Source organism: Mesorhizobium sp. HAY1-8B (assembly GCF_056868045.1).
On sequence record NZ_CP200321.1, the window covers coordinates 2,870,237 to 2,887,618 of the forward strand.

General features: G+C 64.0%; 16 protein-coding genes. 1 reads left to right on the forward strand and 15 read right to left on the reverse strand.

The annotated features are described in order from the left end of the window. Window positions 1-23 precede the first annotated feature (23 nt). The 14 genes from AC1VON_RS13470 to AC1VON_RS13535 all read right to left on the reverse strand — a co-directional run bounded on the left by AC1VON_RS13470 (window position 24) and on the right by AC1VON_RS13535 (window position 16,279). Complete coding sequence (locus AC1VON_RS13470; protein ID WP_483123297.1) at window positions 24-437, reverse strand: hypothetical protein; 414 nt, start codon at window positions 435-437, stop codon at window positions 24-26. 149 nt (window positions 438-586) lie between these two features. Next, on the reverse strand, window positions 587-1,399 hold the full coding sequence (locus AC1VON_RS13475) for an NAD-dependent epimerase/dehydratase family protein (protein WP_172351692.1): 813 nt from the start codon (window positions 1,397-1,399) through the stop codon (window positions 587-589). A gap of 3 nt (window positions 1,400-1,402) precedes the next feature. Further along, window positions 1,403-2,605, reverse strand: a complete 1,203-nt coding sequence (locus AC1VON_RS13480) for a pyridoxal phosphate-dependent aminotransferase (protein WP_483123300.1) — start codon at window positions 2,603-2,605, stop codon at window positions 1,403-1,405. Next, window positions 2,602-4,221, reverse strand: coding sequence for a hydantoinase B/oxoprolinase family protein (locus AC1VON_RS13485; protein ID WP_483123303.1), 1,620 nt, complete (start codon window positions 4,219-4,221; stop codon window positions 2,602-2,604). The genes AC1VON_RS13480 and AC1VON_RS13485 overlap by 4 nt, the downstream gene beginning before the upstream one ends. After that, window positions 4,218-6,314 (reverse strand): hydantoinase/oxoprolinase family protein, encoded by a 2,097-nt coding sequence (locus AC1VON_RS13490; protein WP_483123305.1) that lies wholly within the window; start codon window positions 6,312-6,314, stop codon window positions 4,218-4,220. Before AC1VON_RS13490 ends, AC1VON_RS13485 begins: the two co-directional genes overlap by 4 nt. Then, window positions 6,311-7,981: a thiamine pyrophosphate-dependent enzyme gene (locus tag AC1VON_RS13495; protein ID WP_483123309.1), complete on the reverse strand. Its 1,671-nt coding sequence runs from the start codon at window positions 7,979-7,981 to the stop codon at window positions 6,311-6,313. Before AC1VON_RS13495 ends, AC1VON_RS13490 begins: the two co-directional genes overlap by 4 nt. 116 nt (window positions 7,982-8,097) lie before the next feature. Further along, the gene (locus tag AC1VON_RS13500) at window positions 8,098-9,504 is read right to left on the reverse strand and encodes an FAD-binding oxidoreductase (protein ID WP_483123313.1); all 1,407 of its coding nucleotides are present in this window, start codon (window positions 9,502-9,504) and stop codon (window positions 8,098-8,100) included. 54 nt (window positions 9,505-9,558) lie between these two features. Then, on the reverse strand, window positions 9,559-10,323 hold the full coding sequence (locus AC1VON_RS13505) for an amino acid ABC transporter ATP-binding protein (RefSeq protein ID WP_281411403.1): 765 nt from the start codon (window positions 10,321-10,323) through the stop codon (window positions 9,559-9,561). Between the two features lie 12 nt (window positions 10,324-10,335). Then, window positions 10,336-11,409, reverse strand: coding sequence for an amino acid ABC transporter permease (locus AC1VON_RS13510; protein WP_483123320.1), 1,074 nt, complete (start codon window positions 11,407-11,409; stop codon window positions 10,336-10,338). Between the two features lie 3 nt (window positions 11,410-11,412). Continuing rightward, on the reverse strand, window positions 11,413-12,576 hold the full coding sequence (locus AC1VON_RS13515; protein ID WP_483123324.1) for an ABC transporter permease subunit: 1,164 nt from the start codon (window positions 12,574-12,576) through the stop codon (window positions 11,413-11,415). 82 nt (window positions 12,577-12,658) lie between these two features. Then, window positions 12,659-13,693: an amino acid ABC transporter substrate-binding protein gene (locus AC1VON_RS13520; RefSeq protein ID WP_172351684.1), complete on the reverse strand. Its 1,035-nt coding sequence runs from the start codon at window positions 13,691-13,693 to the stop codon at window positions 12,659-12,661. Between the two features lie 88 nt (window positions 13,694-13,781). After that, entirely contained in the window at window positions 13,782-14,729 is a 948-nt protein-coding gene (locus AC1VON_RS13525) for a LysR substrate-binding domain-containing protein (protein WP_483123330.1), read from the reverse strand. A gap of 78 nt (window positions 14,730-14,807) precedes the next feature. Beyond that, the gene (locus AC1VON_RS13530) at window positions 14,808-15,557 is read right to left on the reverse strand and encodes an SDR family NAD(P)-dependent oxidoreductase (protein ID WP_483123334.1); all 750 of its coding nucleotides are present in this window, start codon (window positions 15,555-15,557) and stop codon (window positions 14,808-14,810) included. 11 nt (window positions 15,558-15,568) lie between these two features. Further along, window positions 15,569-16,279 (reverse strand): SDR family oxidoreductase, encoded by a 711-nt coding sequence (locus AC1VON_RS13535; RefSeq protein WP_483123337.1) that lies wholly within the window; start codon window positions 16,277-16,279, stop codon window positions 15,569-15,571. Between AC1VON_RS13535 and AC1VON_RS13540 the strand changes: the two genes are divergently transcribed. After that, window positions 16,263-16,532: a hypothetical protein gene (locus AC1VON_RS13540; RefSeq protein ID WP_483123338.1), complete on the forward strand. Its 270-nt coding sequence runs from the start codon at window positions 16,263-16,265 to the stop codon at window positions 16,530-16,532. The two genes, AC1VON_RS13535 and AC1VON_RS13540, sit on opposite strands and share 17 nt — an antisense overlap. A 38-nt stretch (window positions 16,533-16,570) precedes the next feature. On the opposite strand, the gene AC1VON_RS13545 is transcribed toward AC1VON_RS13540, so the two are convergent. Further along, window positions 16,571-17,359: a FadR/GntR family transcriptional regulator gene (locus AC1VON_RS13545; RefSeq protein WP_483123340.1), complete on the reverse strand. Its 789-nt coding sequence runs from the start codon at window positions 17,357-17,359 to the stop codon at window positions 16,571-16,573. Between the last annotated feature and the right edge of the window lie 23 nt (window positions 17,360-17,382).

Here is a 17,382-nt window from a genome sequence, read left to right on the forward strand (position 1 = left end):
CCGGCCTGTTCACAAGCAAAAACTTACCGCGCAATGGCTCCGAAATTCTGGCCCTTGTTGTGCGATGCGCTTGTCATCCGGCAATGCCACTTCTGTCGTCGGCGAGGCGGACCGTGCGAAGCAGCGCGGCGCGGCCTGCTCGTTCTCCAGCGGGCGCGCGCCGGCGTCAGGTATTGCTGCACTCCCGAGCGGGCGAGCACGCCCGGCTTCAGCCGCTCGTTCTTGCCGTAATCCTCAGCGGGGTGGAAGAACAGGCGCGGCGTCTTGTCGATCTCTGCCAGTCTCTTGCCGTAGGCCTCCAGATAGGCCTGGCGGCCTTCGTCGCCGACACGGTCCGGCATGTGGGCGACGAAGGGCGGCAGCGCATCGAAGCCCGAGTAGCGCAGCAGACCGTTGTGCACGGGCCACAGCACGGCATACGAATCCGATGCCGACATCGGGCGTGATGCCGGATTCCGCGGCGCAGCGTTCGACGATGATGCGCAGCCCATGCGTGATGCTGGGCATCAGCAGGCGCGCCTATTTGGGCGGCGCGGCTGCCTGAAAGCGAGCCACCGTCTTACCGAAACGGCGGCCCGCTCTATAGTCAGGCGGGCTTGTCGTCCGGATGGCCGAGTTCGCAGAACCAGCCGCCGAGATATTTTACCGACGGTCTTTTCGGATCGGGAACGGGGGTCTTTGCTTCCACCGCGGCGCGGAACGGCTCGGCGCTGTCCTGGGGGATGAACCCCAGATGTTTGGCGCCGTTGTTGTCGACCGTCTTCACCTTGTTGTCTGAAATGCCGAAGGAGATCGTGTGGCCGACGCGCGGCGCGGTAAGCGATGCCTCGACCAGGCGCACGCAGTCGGCAAAGGAAAGATATGACCACAGCATGCGCCGGTCCGCCGGTTCGGGGAAGGACGAGAAGATGCGTAGGCACACCGTCTCTATGCCGAATTTGTCCCAGTAGAGCCGGCTGAGGCTCTCGACGAAATTCTTCGAGACGCCGTAGAGGCTGTCAGGGCGCACCGGCGCGTCGACGCCGATTTGGGCCTCGACCTCATGATAGCCGATCGCATGCACCGAGGAGGCGTAGATGATGCGCTTCACGCCGTGTTTCCGGGCGCCTTCGTAGATGTGGTAGGAGCCGCGTATGCTGGAATCCAGGATCGTCTGCCATTCGCATTCGAGCGGCGCGCCGCCGAAATGCACGATTGCATCGCAGTCCCTGGTGGCCGCGATCGTCGCTTCCATGTCGGCGAGATCGAAGACCGCTTCCTCTTCGTGAGGCGCGAGATCGCCGAACGGTTCACGCCCCGCCAACCGGATCGTTTTCGCCAGTGGCACCAGCCCCTTGCGCAGCTCCGAACCGAGGCGGCCGGCGGCGCCGGTGATCAGGATACGTTCGTAATGTGGCATCATCTACTCCACTTGCGCGACAGCGGCATTGATCCGCGCGATCGCCTCGGTAAGCACCTCTTCGCTGGTCGCGGTCGAGATACGAAAATAGGGTGAAAGTCCATAGGCCATGCCCGGCACTGATGCCACGCGGCCTTCGACCAGAAGATAGTTCGCCACCGCCGCATCGTCCTCCAGCACGACACCCCCGGGCGTCTTGCGGCCGATCAGGCTGGCACAGCCGATATAGGCATAGAAGGCGCCATCCGGCGGCGACAGCGTCAGCCCGTTGATTTTCCTGATCCCATCGACAACGAGGTCACGGCGCGCTTCGAAGGCTTGCCGGAAGCGCGCCACTTCGTCCTGCGGACCGTTGAGCGCGGCGACCGTCGCCGCCTGCGCGATGGAGCAGACGGAGGTGCAGGACTGGCTCTGGATGGTCGACATCGCCTTCACCAGCGGCGCCGGTCCGGCCGCATAGCCGACACGCCAGCCGGTCATCGCGTAGGATTTCGAGACGCCGTTGACGATCAGTGTACGGTCCCTGAGTTCCGGGCAGGCCTTGCCGAAGGAAACGAACTCGCGGCCGTCGAACAGGATGTGCTCATAGATCTCGTCGGAAAGCACGAGCACTTGCGGGTGCGTTGCCAGAACCGCGCCCAGCGCTTGCAGATCCGATTGCGAATAGACGGCGCCGGACGGGTTGCCCGGCATATTGAGGAAAAGCCATTTGGTTCTCGACGTAATGGCCTTCTCCAGCACATCAGGCGTCAGGCGGAAACCAGATGTCTCCGGGCATTCGACGGTGACAGGCGTGCCGCCGAGCAGCTTCACCATTTCGGGATAGGAGACGAAATAGGGCGCCGGCAGGATCGCCTCGTCGCCGCTCTCCAGCGTCGCCATCAGCGCGTTGAAGATGATCTGTTTGGCGCCGTTGGCCACCACGATGTCGTCGGCCGTGTAATCCAGCCCGTTCTCGCGTCTGAATTTGCCGGCAATGGCCTCGCGCACTTCTGTCGTGCCGGCCGCACCGGTGTAGAGCGTCTGTCCTGCCTTCGCCGCGAAATGGGCGGCGTCGATGATGTGGCTGGGCGTCGGGAAATCCGGTTCGCCCAAGCCGAGATCGATCACGTCGACGCCCTTGGCGCGCAGCGCCTTGGCGGCTTGCGAGGCAGCCATCGAAGCCGAAGGCTTCACCGCCGATAGGCGCGAGGCAATGTAGCTCATTTGCCGTTCTCCGAAATGTATTCCTTGGAGCGGTCGTTCGCCCGCGCCTCGGTGCTGCGTTTGGCCGGATCGCCGTAGCCGCCGCCGCCAGGCAATTCGAGGATCAGCCGGCGCCCTGCCGGGACGTGCTGCCAGCCCTTGGGCCGCATCTGCGTGTCATCGTCCAGTCTGACCACGCCGGCGACGCCAGGCTCGCCGCCATTGCGTCCATGGGCGGGGTGATTGACGCGGTCGAACATGGCCGAGAAATCGAATTCGTGGCCTTCCAACGCGGCGATTTCGATGACTTGTCCGAGGCCGCCACGGAACTCTCCGTCGCCGCCGGAACCCGGCCGCAGTTCCTTGCGCCAGATGACAATAGGACCGGTGTGCTCGGTCGCCTCGATCGGCATCGTGTGCACGCCGGACGGGAAGGCGGTCGCCGACAGGCCGTCGAGTCCAGGCCGTGCGCCCATGCCACCGGAATTGAACATCAGCACTTCGGCGCGCCGGCCCGAACCGCCCGCGACCGGACGCACCGAGATGTGGATGTTCCACAGCGCGCCGGCGCCTTCGGCGAGGATCTTGCCCGGCAAGGCCTGGGAGAGCGCGCCCAGCACGAGATCGGGGACCATGTGGCCGAAAATGTGCCTGAGCGCCACCGGCGCCGGCCGCACCGCGTTCAAGATGTTGACCGGCGACGTCACGGTGAAGAAGGCGAGCGAGGCGGCGTTGTTGGGAATGTCGGGAGCCACCACGCATTTCAGCGCGTAGCAGGCATAGGCCTTGCTGTAGATGATCGGGCAGTTGATGCCCCACCGGCTCATCGCATCGGTGCCGGTGAAATCGACCTCGACATGGTCGTCGCGGACCGACACCTTTGCCACCAACTTCACCGGTGCGTCATAGCCGTCGGTGACGAGCTCGTTTGACCAACTGCCCTTCGGCAGCGCCTTGATGCGTTCGAGCATGGCGTCGCGTGTGCGCGAGAAGATGAAGTCGCCAAGGCCATCAAGTGATGCCAGGCCAATCTCCTTCATCATATCGACGAGGCGCCGGTGGCCGACTTCGTTGCAGGCGGCGAGCGAATAGAAATCGCCGACCACCTGGTTCGGTTCGCGGACATTGGCGCGCAGGATCCGGACCAGGTCGAGATTGACCTTGCCCTTCTCCGCGAACTTCATGATCGGGATCTGGATGCCTTCCTCGTAGACCGACTTGCCGTCGGCGCCGAAGCCGCGCCCGCCGACATCGACGACATGGGCCGTGCAGGCGAAGAACGCCACCAGCTCGCCATTCAGGAAAGACGGCGACACCATGGTGATGTCGTGCAGATGGCCTGTGCCCAGCCAGGGATCGTTGGTGACATAGGTGTCGCCCTCGAACATGGCCTCGCGCGGGATTTCATTCATGAAATGCAGCACGGCCTCGGCCATGGTGTTGACGTGGCCGGGCGTGCCGGTGACCGCCTGCGCCAGCATCTGGCCGCGCGGGTCGAACACGCCCGCCGACAGGTCGCCGGACTCGCGCACCGAAGTCGAGAAGGCCGTGCGCAGCAAGGTAAGCGCCTGCTCCTCGACCACCGAGATCAACCGGTTCCACATCACCTGCATGCGGATTTCGCTGATGTCGCTCATGACTGGCTGCCTTTGCGGACCAGAAGGATTGCGCCGTCGCTCTGGATGACGGCGTCGAAGCTGGTGGTGACGACGGTGGACGTCTCGCGTTCGACAATGACCACGGGACCGGCCACGCGGTCGCCGGCGCAGAGCGCATCACGTTCGACGATGCCATAGATTTGCGGTTCGCCGCTCGCCGGATCGAACACCGCGCGCGTGGTGGCGGGCTGGCTGGTTCGCGTGCCTGCCGTGAGTTCATGCCTGGCGACATCAGGCCTGACATCGGTCGCCTTGACCGACCAGGTGACGATCTCGATCTCCAGCCCGTCGAGCCCTTCGATGGCGCGGCCGAAGAAGCGCTGGTAGTTCGCCTCGAACAGGTCCTTGAGCCTTGTCACGGCATCCTCGCCGAACGGCTCATCCGGTACAGCCACCGGGATTTCCCAGCCCTGGCCGGCATAACGCATGAAGGCGGTGATTTCGCAGGTGATGCTGCCGCTGGCGCCGCTGCGCACGAAGCTTTCGGCTGATGCCTTGAGGTCGCCGAGCAAGGTGTTGATCTCCTCCGGCTTGAACCGCGACAGGCGGGTCAGCTTCGACGCCAGCGCCTCGTAGCCGAATGGTGCCTTGAGGAAGCCGATCGCCGAGCCGACGCCCGCACCCTTGGGGACGATGCAGCGCTCGATGCCGAGTTTTTCGCAGAGCCTTGCCGCGTGAAGCGGGGCAGCGCCGCCAAAGGCAATCATCAGATTGTCGGAAATGTTCTTGCCGTTCTCGACCGCGTGGACGCGGGCGGCATTGGCCATGTTCTCATCCACCACCTCGCAGATGCCGAAGGCCGTCGACATGGCGTCAAGTGACAGGCGCTCGCCGACATCGCGCAGGATGGCCTGTTCCGACGCCGCCGTGTCGAGCCGGATCGCGCCGCCGGCGAAATTGTCGGGGTCGAGCTTGCCGAGTACCAGGTCGGCGTCGGTGATTGCCGGGCGCTTGCCGCCGCGGCCGTAGCAGGCAGGCCCCGGCTCCGATCCGGCGCTTTCCGGTCCGGTCTGGATCCGGCCCATGGCGTCGACCCAGGCGATGGAGCCACCGCCGGCGCCGATCTCGATCATCTCGATGACAGGGATCGAGATCGGCATGCCCGAACCCTTGCAGAAGCGGTAGGTGCGCGCCACCTCGAAGGTTCTGGCCGTGCGTGGCGCAAAGTCCTCGATCAGGCAGATCTTCGCGGTCGTGCCGCCCATATCGTAGGAGACGACCTTTTCCAGGCCGAAGCGCCGGGCGATGTCGGCGGCGAAAATGGCACCGCCGGCCGGGCCGGACTCGACCAGGCGCACGGGAAATTCGGAAGCCGTTTCCACCGAGATCAGGCCGCCGCCCGAATGGATCATGAAGACCGGGCACTCGGCGCCCATCTCCTTCAGTCGCGTCTGGAAGCGGGCGAGATAATCGGCCATCTGCGGTCGCACATAGGCGTTGGCGCAGACCGTGTTGAAGCGCTCGAATTCGCGCATCTGCGGCGACACTTCGGCGCTGAGCGAAATCGGGATGTTGAGGTGGCGGGAAAGGATCTCGCGCGCCCGGCGCTCGTGAGCCGGATTGGTGTAGGCATGGATGAAGCCGATCGCCACCGAGCCGAAGCCGCCGGCCGCGATCCGCTTCGCGATCTCCTCCAGGGCGGCTTCATCGAGCGGCTGCAACTCCTGTCCTTCGGCGCCGATGCGGCCCTTGACCGTGAAGCGGTGCTCGCGCGGGATGAGCGGCGTTGGAAGTTGCAGGTTCAGATCGTATTGCTCGAAACGGTTTTCAGTCCGCATCTCGATCACGTCGCGAAACCCTTCGGTCGTGACCAATGCTGTCTTCGCGCCGCGGCGCTCGATCAGGGCGTTGGTGGCGAGCGTCGTGCCGTGGATGATAATGCCGATCTCGGAGGGCGAAATGCCGGCATCGCGCGTGACGACCGCAATGCCGTCGAGGATCGCCTGCTCGGGCGCCGCATAATTGGTCAGCACCTTGGTCGAGAACAGCGTGCCCCGCAGCTCAAGCGCAATGTCGGTGAACGTGCCGCCTATGTCAGCGCCAAGACGGATGTCGTCGGTTCCGGAGGTCATGCCTTGGCCTTCTGCGAAGCGAGAGCGGCTTCGCGCATCTGGGAGAGGGTCTGCCGGGGTGTCAGCGCTTCGGGCGAGATGGCGATATCGAGAACGGCGCCCGTCGCCGAATCGAGCGCGCGACCGAAGGCAGCGGCGAAATCCGCCGTCGTCTCGACCCGCTCGGCATGAAAGCCATAGGCCTTCGCCAGCGTGACGAAGTCCGGATTCTCAAGCGAGGTTCCCGAGACGCGGGCCGGGTAGTTGCGTTCCTGGTGCGCGCGGATCGTGCCGTAGATACCATTGTTGATGATCAGCACGATCGGCTGCGCGCCGGCTTGCATCGCGGTGCCGAGCTCCTGGCAGTTCATCTGGAAATCGCCGTCGCCGGCAAAGCAGACCACCGTGCGCTGCGGGAATACGACCTTTGCCGCGACGGCCGCCGGCAGGCCATAGCCCATGGCGCCGGATTGCGGCGCAAGCAGTCGCGCCCGCGGCCCGAACTTGAAGAACTTGTTCGGCCACACCGTGAAATTGCCAGCGCCGTTGGTGAGGATGACGTCGGCGGGCAAGGTCTCGCGCAGCCAGGCGCTGACCGCCACCATATCCACCGGGCCGGGCTGGACGGGCGCCGCGAATGTCCCTTCATAGGCTCTGCGCGCCGACGCGCGCCACTCCTTCCAGCCGCCCTTCACCGGCGTCAACGCCTTGGCGAAGGCGTTCGGGCCGGCGTGGATGCCGATTGCCGGCACATAGATCTTGCCGATCTCGCGGTCGGAGCCGTGGACATGGATCAGCTTCTGGCGCGGCTGCGGCACCGACAGCAGCGTATAGCCGTCCGTGGTCATCTCGCCGAAGCGCACATTGACGGCCAGCATCACATCGGCATCGCGGATCAGGTTTTTGACATGCGCCACCATGCCGACACCGGCCTCGCCGACGAAGGCCGGCGAATGATTGTCGAATTGGTCCTGGTAGCGGAAGGCCGCCACGACCGGGATGTCGGAAGCCTCGGCGAAAGCCTGCAGCGCCGTGCGTCCCGCCTCTGTCCAGTTGGCGCCGCCCATAAGTAGGACCGGCCTCTCGGCTGCTTCCAGCAACTTGAGTGCCGCAGCCATCGCGTCCTGTGCCGGAGCGGCTTCGAAGATTGCGGCTGGCCCGCTGAGCGGGGCGGCTTCAGTCAGGCTCGTCAGCATGTCTTCCGGCAGCGCGACCACGACGGGGCCGGGCCGTCCAGTCAAGGCGGTGGTCCAGGCCCGCGCCACGATCTCGGGCAGGCGGGAGACGTCGTCGATCTCGACTGCCCATTTGGCGACCGTGCCATAGACGGCCCTGTAGTCGATCTCCTGAAAGGCCTCGCGGCCCCTCATGTCGGTGCCGACCTGGCCGACGAAGAGGATCATCGGCGAACTGTCCTGCATGGCCGTATGCACGCCGATGCTGGCATTCGTGACACCCGGGCCGCGCGTCACGAAGCAGATGCCGGGCGAGCCGGTCAGCTTGCCATAGGCCGAAGCCATGAACGCCGCGCCACCCTCATTGCGGCAGAGCACATAGTCCAGCTTCCCATGCGTGTCGTGCAGCGCGTCGAGAACGGCCAGGTAGCTTTCGCCGGGCACACCGAAGCTCTTGGTCGCGCCAAGAGCGATCAGGCATTCGACAAGAAGGCGGCCGCCATTGCGGATCATGTTTTCGGCATCCTCGGTCTGGCGGCAAGCGGATCCGGCCTGCCTTTCGGATTCATACGTGCACGCTGGCGGATCGGGACGAAATCAAGAAATGCGGTCTATTCGAAAGTTTTTCTTTACTTGGCAGTCCGCACCAGAACGCCGGGGTTCATTGCGCCCAATGGATCGAATGCGCCCTTCAACCGTGCCATGAGGTCCCGCTCCACCAGACCGCGATTGCGCTCGGCCAGGGCGATCTTTGCCCGGCCAAGCCCGTGCTCGGCCGCGAAACTGCCGCCCATTTCCGTGGCAAGCGCCGACAGCGCCTCGGCGAACTGCCCGGCCTTGCCGTTGAAGTCGGCGCGACCCTCCGGTGGCGACAGATTGTAGTGGATGTTGCCGTCGCCGAGATGGCCGAACGGGTTGATCCGCACGCCAGGCAGAATCTCGTGGCAGAGCTTGGCGCCGGCCTCGACAAAGCGGGCGATCGCGCCCGGCGGCACCGAGATGTCATGCTTGAGCTGCTCGCCCTCCAGCCGCTGCCCTTCCGGCTGCTCCTCGCGCAACCGCCAGAACTGCGCCCGATGCGCGCCCGATGTCGCCAGCGCACCATCAAGGACGAGGCCTTGCTCCATGCCCCATTCCAATGCCGAATTCAGGATCTCGTCCAAGGGAACGCGGGGCGAGCCGGAAGCCAGTTCGACGAGTAGATAAACGTCACCGCGTGCCTCCAATTGATAGGCGAGATCAGGCAGGTGCTTGAGAGCCAGTGTCAGGCCGACATCGCTGAAGAATTCGAGGCCGGAGAGGAATTCGCTTGCCTCGCCGCGCAGGAAGGCGCCGAACGAAACGGCGGCGGCAAAGTCGGGCATGACCAGAAGCGCGCTCGCCTGCTGCCTCGGCGTGGGATAGAGCCGAAGCACCGCGCGTGTCACGATGCCGAGTGTGCCTTCCGCGCCGCAGAACAACTTGCGCAGCTGGTAGCCGGCATTGTCCTTTTGTACCGCGCGCAGTCCGTCCCATACCGCGCCGTCCGGTATCACGACTTCGAGGCCGAGCACGAGATCCTGCATCATGCCGTATCGGAAAGCCTGGCTGCCGCCTGCATTGGTGCCGATCAGCCCGCCGATCCTGGCGCTGCCTTCCGCGCCGAGATGCATGGGAAACATCAGGCCATGCGGCTCCAGCGCATCGTGCAGCGCGGCAAGCACGACGCCAGCTTCGACGATGATCGAGCCGCTCTCGAGATCCGGTTCGCCGATCGCCGCCATGCGCGAGAGCGAGACGATCACCGCGTTCGGCTGCTCCGCGACGGCACCGCCGCAAAGCCCTGTATTGCCGCCCTGCGGCACCACCGCCAATCCGGCCTCCCGGCATGCCACGACGACCGCGGCCACCTCAGCGGTGTTCGCTGGCCTGGCAACGCCCAGCGGCGCAACGCCATAGCGGTTGAGCCAATCGCGCTGGTAGGGCTTCGCATCGGCGCCCGAAAGCCAGCCTTTCGGTCCGAGGATATCGCGCAACGCGGCTGTCGGGTCAGTCATGGAAATCCCTGAAGGTTGTGTGCTGCTTGAACGTTGCATCTTAAAAAATGCCGTTCAATGGCCCAGCACCTGCGACAGGAATTGTCGGGTGCGCTCGTTGCGGGACGCAGTGAAAAACTCTTCCGGCGGCGCCTCTTCGACGATCTCGCCGCCATCCATGAAGGCCACCCGGTCGGCGACCCGGCGGGCAAAGCCCATCTCATGCGTGACGCAGATCATGGTCATGCCTTCGGAGGCAAGCGTGACCATGACATCGAGCACTTCCGAAATCATCTCGGGATCGAGCGCCGAGGTCGGCTCGTCGAACAGCATGATCTGCGGCTGCATGCACAAAGCGCGTGCGATTGCGACCCGCTGCTGCTGGCCGCCGGAGAGCTGGCCGGGAAACTTCATCGCCTGCTCGGGAATGCGGACCTTCTCCAGATAGCGCCTGGCAGTTGCCTCGGCTTCAGCACGCGGCTTTCTGCGCACGATCATCGGGGACAGCATGCAGTTCTCCAGCACCGTCATGTGCGGGAACAGGTTGAAGTGCTGGAACACCATGCCGACCTCCCGCCTGATCTCGTCTATGTTGCCGACATCGTCGTTGAGTTCGGTGCCGAGTACCGTGATACGGCCTGCGTTATGTTGTTCGAGGCGATTGATGCAGCGGATCATGGTCGACTTGCCGGAACCGGACGGACCGCAGACGACGATCTTCTCGCCGCGCTCCACCGACAGGCTGACGTTTCGCAGCGCGCGGAACGATCCATAATATTTATCGACCTTTTCGATGCGGACCGCGGGTCCGGCCGATTGGGTCGACTTGGCTGAAATCACGACCGCGCCTCCTTAGCGTTCGCTGGCCGACATGCGGCGCTCTAGGAAGGCGCCGTAGCGGGACAGGCTGAAAACGAAGACGAAATAGATGAAGGCGATGAAGGCATAGACCTCGACATAAGCGAAACGCCATTCGCCGGTGCCGTAGGCAGCATTGCCGGAAGCCAGGATCTCGAAGAAGCCGACGATGACAACCAGCGAGGTCTCCTTGAACGAGATGACGAACTGGTTGATCGTCGCCGGCAACGCGTTCCGCATGGCCTGCGGCAGCAGGATGCGGCCGATGCGTTGCCAATAGCGCATGCCGAGCGCCATGGCTGCCTCCTCCTGTCCCTTGGCAACACCCTGCATGCCGCCGCGCACGATCTCCGCCTGGTAGGCGGAGAAGAACAGGGCCGATCCCAGGATCACCCGGTACAGCTTGTCGCCCTGCAGCCATTGCGGCAGTGCGAAAGGCAGGACGATGGCGAATGTGAACAGGATCGAGATCAGCGGCAACGAGCGCACCCCATCGATGATCAGGCCGGTGGTGCGGGAAATCCAGGGCAGTTCCGACCGGCGCAGCAAGGCCAGGCAGATCGCCAGCGGGAAGCCGATCAGGCAGGTGGTGACAAAGATGAACAGGGTCAGCGCCAGCCCGCCCCACGCTTCCTCGCCGACGAAGGGCAGGCCGAGCATGCCGCCTTTCATCAGCGCGTAGAAGACGGTGGTTCCGATACCCCACACCAGCGCGATGCGGCGGCCGGTCCAGAAGGCTGGAATACAGCTCAGCACAGTCATCACCACCACGGCCACGCAGGCCAGCGCCGAGCGCCATTGCTCTTCATAGGGATAGAGGCCGAAGAGGATGATGCGCCACCTGGCCGCGATGACCGACCAACAGGCTCCGGCCGCGGCCTGGCAGGCCTCGGGCCCGCCGGCCGTGGTGAAGACAGCGGAGAAGACCGCCCAGGTCAGCAGCTTCCAGACGATGAGGGCCATGATCGCCAGGCAGATCAGAGACATCGCCGCCTGAAGCGGCGTCGCGAAAAAGCGTCGCCTCAGATCCTCGAGCTTTCCGGGGGCGGGCGGAGCGACAATCTCCATGGCTTAGCCCCTCAGCTGATTGCCCTTGAGGGCAATGGCCTTGTTGAGGCGGTTGAACAGGGCGGCCAGCGAGAGGTTGATCGCGAGGAAGCCTGCCATCAGGATGCCGATCACCTCGAGGGTCTGGCCGGAATGATTGATCGTCAGCGCCACGATCATGAAGAAATCCGTGAAGCCCACCGCGATGCCCATGGTGGTGGCCTTCATCAGCCAGACATACTGGTTGGCAAGGATCGGCAGCATGGCGCGCAACGCGAGCGGCAGCCGCACCAGCGTGAACACCCGCCAGGGGCTGAGGCCCAGCGAGAGCGCCGCTTCCATCTGACCCTTGCCGACAGACTTGAAGCCACCGCGCACGATCTCGGCGATGTAGGAGCCGCCATAGATCGCGATGGCGATGGCCAGCGCGGAAAACTCCGGCGGAATGCGCAGGCCGCCCCTGAGGTTGAGGCCCTGCAATGCCGGAAAGTCGATGAACGGCGTGTCGGGCAGGCGGCCGATCGCCAGAATGATCGCGGCACAGGCAAGTGCTGCCGCCGCGACGGCGAACTGGATGGCATGCCGCCCGCCAACGGGTTGGCTGAGCCGTGACGTCCTGCCCAGCCAGACCGGCAGCGCTATTGCCGCGATCAAGGCAAACAGGGCCAGCGCCATTGTCACGCCGCCGACATTCGGGAACGGGATATAGAGCCCCCGGCTGGTAAGCAGAAAGCCCCAGGCTTCATGCGCTGCGCGCGGCGTCGGCAAATGCGTGATCAGCGCGTACCAGAAGAAGACCTGGAGGATCAGCGGGATGTTGCGGAAGATGTCGACATAGGTGCGGCCAAGCAGCTGCGCCAATTCGTTGCTGGAGGTCCGCGCCAGGCCAACGATCGTTCCGACTATCGTCGCCAGCACCAGGCCGACAGTCCCCAAGAACAGTGTGTTGGTGATGCCGATGAGGAAGAACCACCAATAGGGGTCATTGGCCGTGGCGGGCAGCAGCGTGAAGTTCACGTCCCAGCCTGTCGACTTGAACAGGAAGTCGAAGCCGGAGGTGATCCCTTGCTCGGCCAGATTCCGTCGCGCGATCACCACACCGGCAAGTACCAGCGCTGCGATCGAGCCGACATAGAGAACCTGCAACAGCGTGTTGCGGACCTTCTGATTTCTCAGCAGGCTGCTCATTGACCAATCTTTCTCGAAATTGCCGTCGGCTCCGCCCGGCTTCTGCCGGGCGGAGCCTGAACCGGGATGCGTTCAGACCGGATCAGTCGATGACCAGCGGGAACAGGACGCCGCCATTGTTCCACAAATTGGTCAGTTCACGGTCCATCTTGTAGGGCGAATCCTTGCCGAGATCGCGATCGAAGATTTCACCGTAATTGCCGACATTCTTGATCACCTTGTAGGCCCAGTCGTCGGAGAGTCCGAGCCCCTTGCCCATGCCCGGCGTCACGCCGAGGAACTTGGCCACCTGCGGCGAGGTCGGCTTGGCCTTGATCTCATCGACATTCTTGGAGGTGATGCCTTCCTGTTCGGCGAAGATCAGGGTGCTCAGCGTCCAGTTGGCGATATCGACCCAATTGTCGTCGCCTTGCCGCATGATCATCACTTCAGGCTCGACCGCCAGCACGTCGGGCAGTATGACATGGTCTTCGACCTTGCCCTTGGCGATGCGTGCAATGGCAAGTGTGGGACCCCACTGCGCATAGAGATCGCAGCGTCCCGAGAAGTAGGCCTGTTCGAGCTCCTCGGTCTTTTCGATGAGCACGGGCTCGAGCTTGATGCCCAGCTTGGCCGTATAGGCCGCGACCTGCTGCTCCTGCGAGGTGCCGGCGGGAATGCAGATCGTGCCGCCCGCGGCATCCTTGAGCGACTTCAGATTGAGTTCCTTGTGCGCCATCACCTTGGTCGTGCCGAGGTAGTAGGACATGGAGAACTGCAGCCCCAGCTCCGTGTCGCGGCTGAGCGTGCCGCCCGACGCCTTGATGATGATGTCGACGTCGCCCGACTGCAAAGCCGGCCAGCGCTGCGCCCAGCTGATCGGAACGACCTTCAGCTTTGCCGGATCGCCGAACACCGCCGTGGCCACTGCCTTGCAGAGATCGATGTCCATGCCCTTCCAGTTGCCCTTGTCGTCCACCTCGGCGAAGCCGAGATAGGAGCCGTCATGGCCGGTGCAGTTCAGCACGCCACGTGCCTTGACCGTCTCGAGCGTCTTGCCGCCGGCGGCTTGCGCCGGCGCCGAAAAATGCACGAGGCCAAGGGCCAGGGCCGCAGCCCCCCATTTCATCGTCTTCATGATGTTGTCTCCACTGTTGAGGTTGTTCCGTTTCTTGTTGTTGGAGTCCCGAAAGAAACTTTCCGAGGCTCGGTCTCGAAGCCGCTTCCTAGTCGGAAAGCGGGGTCGGTTTCGGCAAGGGGATCGTGAGGTCGCTTCGCCAATCCTGTTGGGTCAGCCATCGATGCAGGGCGGCCACAGCCTTCACGCGCAGGTGCCCGCGTGGGACGACAAGGAAGAAGCCGGGAACTTCCTCCGGCCTCATATCGGCGATAGCGTCGCGGCCGATCGGCGCGACCAGCGTGCCCGCCCGGAAATCTTCCTCGGCGTCGATGACGGAAACCAGGCCCACGCCAATGCCCTGCAGGGTTGCCCGGCGCATGGTCGCCGCGTCGTCGAAGCTGATGCTGCGGTCGCCATCCGTCAGCTCGACGCCAAGGTGGCGCAATATGTCCGGCCACAGGCGCTTCGACTTGACGGTGTCGAGCAGCGTGAACTTCGTCAGATCATGCGCCGACTTGATCTTTTCGCCGATCGCCGGCGTGCAGCAGATGATCTTCGGGTCCGGCACCAGCAGCGTGGTTTCATAGTCCGGCCAGTTGCCGTAACCCCACTGCACGGTCATATCGATGTCGTCGCGCCCGAAATCGGGCAGGTCGACCATCGTCGTCAGGCGCAGATCCGCGCCCGGCAGGATTTCCCGGAACAGCGAAAGCCTGGGCAGCAGATAGTGCGTGGCGAAATACGGGCTCGCATTGAGGTTGATGCGGTCGCGGTAGTTCGACTTGGTGACGCGGCGCACGCCTTCCGAGAACTCGTCGAAGCCGGCCTTGACGTAGTGCGAGAGAAGGATGGCTGACTCGGTCAGTTCGATCGACCGGCCCTTGCGCTCGAACAGCGTCACTTGAAGTGTGTCTTCCAGCAGCTTGATCTGTTGGCCGACCGCTTGCGGCGTGACCAGCAATTCATCCGCGGCCTGCCGAAAACTCCTGTGCTGCGCAACGGCGTGGAAGACGCGAAGAGCATTCAGCGAGGGAAGGCGCAGCTTGCCGGTCATCGAAAATTCCGCTCCTTCCGCTCGAGGCTCCGTTGATCATGCACTGCCGTATTCAGTCGCCGGTTGCGGAAAACCGCCTCAGGCGTAGATATAACCACCTGAAACAATTACGTTTTCACCGGTCATGTAGGTGTTCTTCGGGCCGCCCGTCATGAGTACCCATTCGGCGATCTCGGTCGGCTCGGCGCCACGGCCGAGCGGGCTTGCCTTGGCCAGTTCCTCCAGGAAGCCGAGCGCTTTCGCCCGCTCCGTGGCCATGCCGGCCGGTGCCACCGAATTCACCAGGATCCCGTCCTTCGCCACGTGATGGGCGAAGGAGCGCGTCAGGCTGACGACGGCGGCCTTGGTTGCCGCGTAGTGGGCATTCTGCGGATGCGCCTTGAAGGCGTCGACGGAGGTCAGGTTGACGATGCGGCCGCGGACATGGCTCTTCGGCTCCTGCGATTGCATGTGGCGAACCGCCGCCACCATCATGTGATAGGTGCCCTTGATGTTGATGCCGTTGGAGGCATCCCAGTCGGCGTCACTGATTTCCAGAAGCGGACGGCGCGGGTAGATGGCGGCGCAATTGATCAGCGTGTCGATGCGCCCGAGCTTTGAGACGATGGCGTCGAAGGCCGCATGGCACTGAGGGCCGACCTGGATGTCGCAGGCAGCGGTCGCGGCCGGCAAGCCCTTGGCCTTCGCCGGCGCGAGCGCGGATTCGGCAGCCTCCTGATTGATGTCGATGATGCCGATCTTTGCCGCCCCGGCCTCCACGGCCATCCCAGCCAGGAGCGCGCCGAGGCCGGCGCCGCCGCCAACGATCAGAACGGAAAGATCCTTCATTCCAGTCTTCCTTACTTGGTGCCGCTCGGCGAGGTTGGCCAGGTCGGCATGATGTCGAAACGGGTAACGTCGGCCCATGCGGGGAGCGCAAGCACACCGACCACCATCCTGGCCACGTCATCCGGCTGCACGACTTTGCTGGCGTACATGGCTGCACGTGCCTTGGAGTCGAGGATGTCCTGGTAGAGCTGCGTCTCGACACGACCGGCCACGATCTCGGTGACGCGTATGCCTGATGGGGAGAGGTCGGCGCGCAGCGCGGCGGCGAAGCCTGATATCGCAGCCTTGGTGGCCGAATAGACGGCAATGTTGGAATATGCCGCGTGGCCCGCCGTGGAGCCGGTGAACAGGATGTGGCCAGACTGCCGCTCGCGCATCTGCGGTACGACGAGGCGGGTGAGCAGGATCGCCGCGCTGAGGTTCACCTCCAGCGTGGTGTCGATGTCCGATATCTTCATGTCGGCGAAATTGCCGAGTGGCGGCATGATTCCGGCATTGTTGATCAGCACGTCGATCGTGAGATCCGCCAGAACCGCCTCCAGCGCCTCACGATCGGTGACGTCGACGGCGATCGGCACGATGCCCGGCCGCTCGGCCTGCAGCTCCTTGAGCGCGGCCTGGCTGCGCCCGACCGCATAGACGTCATAGCCGACATCGCTTAACGCGATCGCCATCGCCCGTCCTATGCCGCTCGTCGCTCCGGTGATGAAGGCTGTCGTCACGTGGGCTTCCCCGTTTGCCTGGTTTCAGTCTGCGGCGCGGGCCGGCGCCGCGAAACCAAGAAAACCAGCAAAAAGGAAAGATAAACTTTCGAATTCTTTTTTCTTGCCTGAGAACTGGACGGGCGGTCAGTCCGGCGCGGAGGCGGAAAATCCGGGGAAACGGCGGGAAAGCAACATTCTCTGCCTGTTGAAAACGGTTTTGGTCAGCCAGCCGAGCAAAAAACATGGCTTTCGTAATGCGTGGCCAATCTGATTCCCGGCGAATGCCTATGCGATCGACGTCACCGGGCACTATCCGCCGGTCGGAGAGGGCCTTTTCATATCGGTGAACAACGAGGCCGCTGCCGCCTTCTGCTGCGCCTCCGTTGCCTCGATGCCGGAAGCCCGAGCCAGCGCGCGCACGCGCCCGAGGCTGTTATGCAGGTGCTTGCGCATGGCCTGGCGCGCGGCGCGGCCGTCCTGCCTTTCGATGGCGTCTACGATGGCTTTGTGCTCGTTGTGGATGCGCGTGTAGTAGCTGTCCTTGCGCTCCGGCGTGACCACGTAGCCGAGCTGAAAGCGCGGCACGATCATGGGCCTGAGATAGGCCAGGAAGCCGTGAATGAATTCATTGCGGGCCGCCTCGGCGATCGCCAGGTGGAAATCATAGTCGTAGTGGATCTGGACCACGGCCGGATCCGCCTGCTGGGCGTCGACCTGTTCCATCAGGGCGCGGATGCCGTTCGCCTCCGCGTCGGTCCGCCGTTCCGCGCAGAGCCCGGCGGACTCCACTTCGACGCTCAGCCTCAGTTCGAGCAAGGCGATGGTTTCCGGCAAGGTCCTGAGCGCTTCGTCCGGGATCGAGAAATTGCGTGGCGCCGGCGTCTCGCTGACGAACATGCCGCGCCCTTGCTGAGGCACCACCATGCCGTCGGAGCGCAGCCGCGCTACTGCTTCCCGCACCACCGTGCGGCTGACGTCGTATTCGGCGCAAAGCTCCGCCTCGGTCGGCAACTGCGCGCCGGGAAGCAGCTGTCCGGAACGGATCTTTTCGGACAGGCTTTCCGCCACGACGGTGGAAAGCGGCTTGCGCTTCGTCATCAGTCTCCCCTTAGAGCGATTCC

Excerpts from the sequence above, each read along its gene's own strand:
- AC1VON_RS13485 (WP_483123303.1), bottom strand. The coding sequence starts at position 4,221 with ATGAGCGACATCAGCGAAATCCGCATGCAGGTGATGTGGAACCGGTTG.
- AC1VON_RS13545 (WP_483123340.1), bottom strand. The coding sequence starts at position 17,359 with ATGACGAAGCGCAAGCCGCTTTCCACCGTCGTGGCGGAAAGCCTGTCC.
- AC1VON_RS13490 (WP_483123305.1), bottom strand. The coding sequence starts at position 6,314 with ATGACCTCCGGAACCGACGACATCCGTCTTGGCGCTGACATAGGCGGC.
- AC1VON_RS13520 (WP_172351684.1), bottom strand. The coding sequence starts at position 13,693 with ATGAAGACGATGAAATGGGGGGCTGCGGCCCTGGCCCTTGGCCTCGTG.
- AC1VON_RS13470 (WP_483123297.1), bottom strand. The coding sequence starts at position 437 with ATGTCGGCATCGGATTCGTATGCCGTGCTGTGGCCCGTGCACAACGGT.
- AC1VON_RS13515 (WP_483123324.1), bottom strand. The coding sequence starts at position 12,576 with ATGAGCAGCCTGCTGAGAAATCAGAAGGTCCGCAACACGCTGTTGCAG.
- AC1VON_RS13510 (WP_483123320.1), bottom strand. The coding sequence starts at position 11,409 with ATGGAGATTGTCGCTCCGCCCGCCCCCGGAAAGCTCGAGGATCTGAGG.
- AC1VON_RS13475 (WP_172351692.1), bottom strand. The coding sequence starts at position 1,399 with ATGCCACATTACGAACGTATCCTGATCACCGGCGCCGCCGGCCGCCTC.
- AC1VON_RS13500 (WP_483123313.1), bottom strand. The coding sequence starts at position 9,504 with ATGACTGACCCGACAGCCGCGTTGCGCGATATCCTCGGACCGAAAGGC.
- AC1VON_RS13495 (WP_483123309.1), bottom strand. The coding sequence starts at position 7,981 with ATGATCCGCAATGGCGGCCGCCTTCTTGTCGAATGCCTGATCGCTCTT.
- AC1VON_RS13530 (WP_483123334.1), bottom strand. The coding sequence starts at position 15,557 with ATGAAGGATCTTTCCGTTCTGATCGTTGGCGGCGGCGCCGGCCTCGGC.
- AC1VON_RS13540 (WP_483123338.1), top strand. The coding sequence starts at position 16,263 with ATGAAGGCTGTCGTCACGTGGGCTTCCCCGTTTGCCTGGTTTCAGTCT.
- AC1VON_RS13525 (WP_483123330.1), bottom strand. The coding sequence starts at position 14,729 with ATGACCGGCAAGCTGCGCCTTCCCTCGCTGAATGCTCTTCGCGTCTTC.
- AC1VON_RS13480 (WP_483123300.1), bottom strand. The coding sequence starts at position 2,605 with ATGAGCTACATTGCCTCGCGCCTATCGGCGGTGAAGCCTTCGGCTTCG.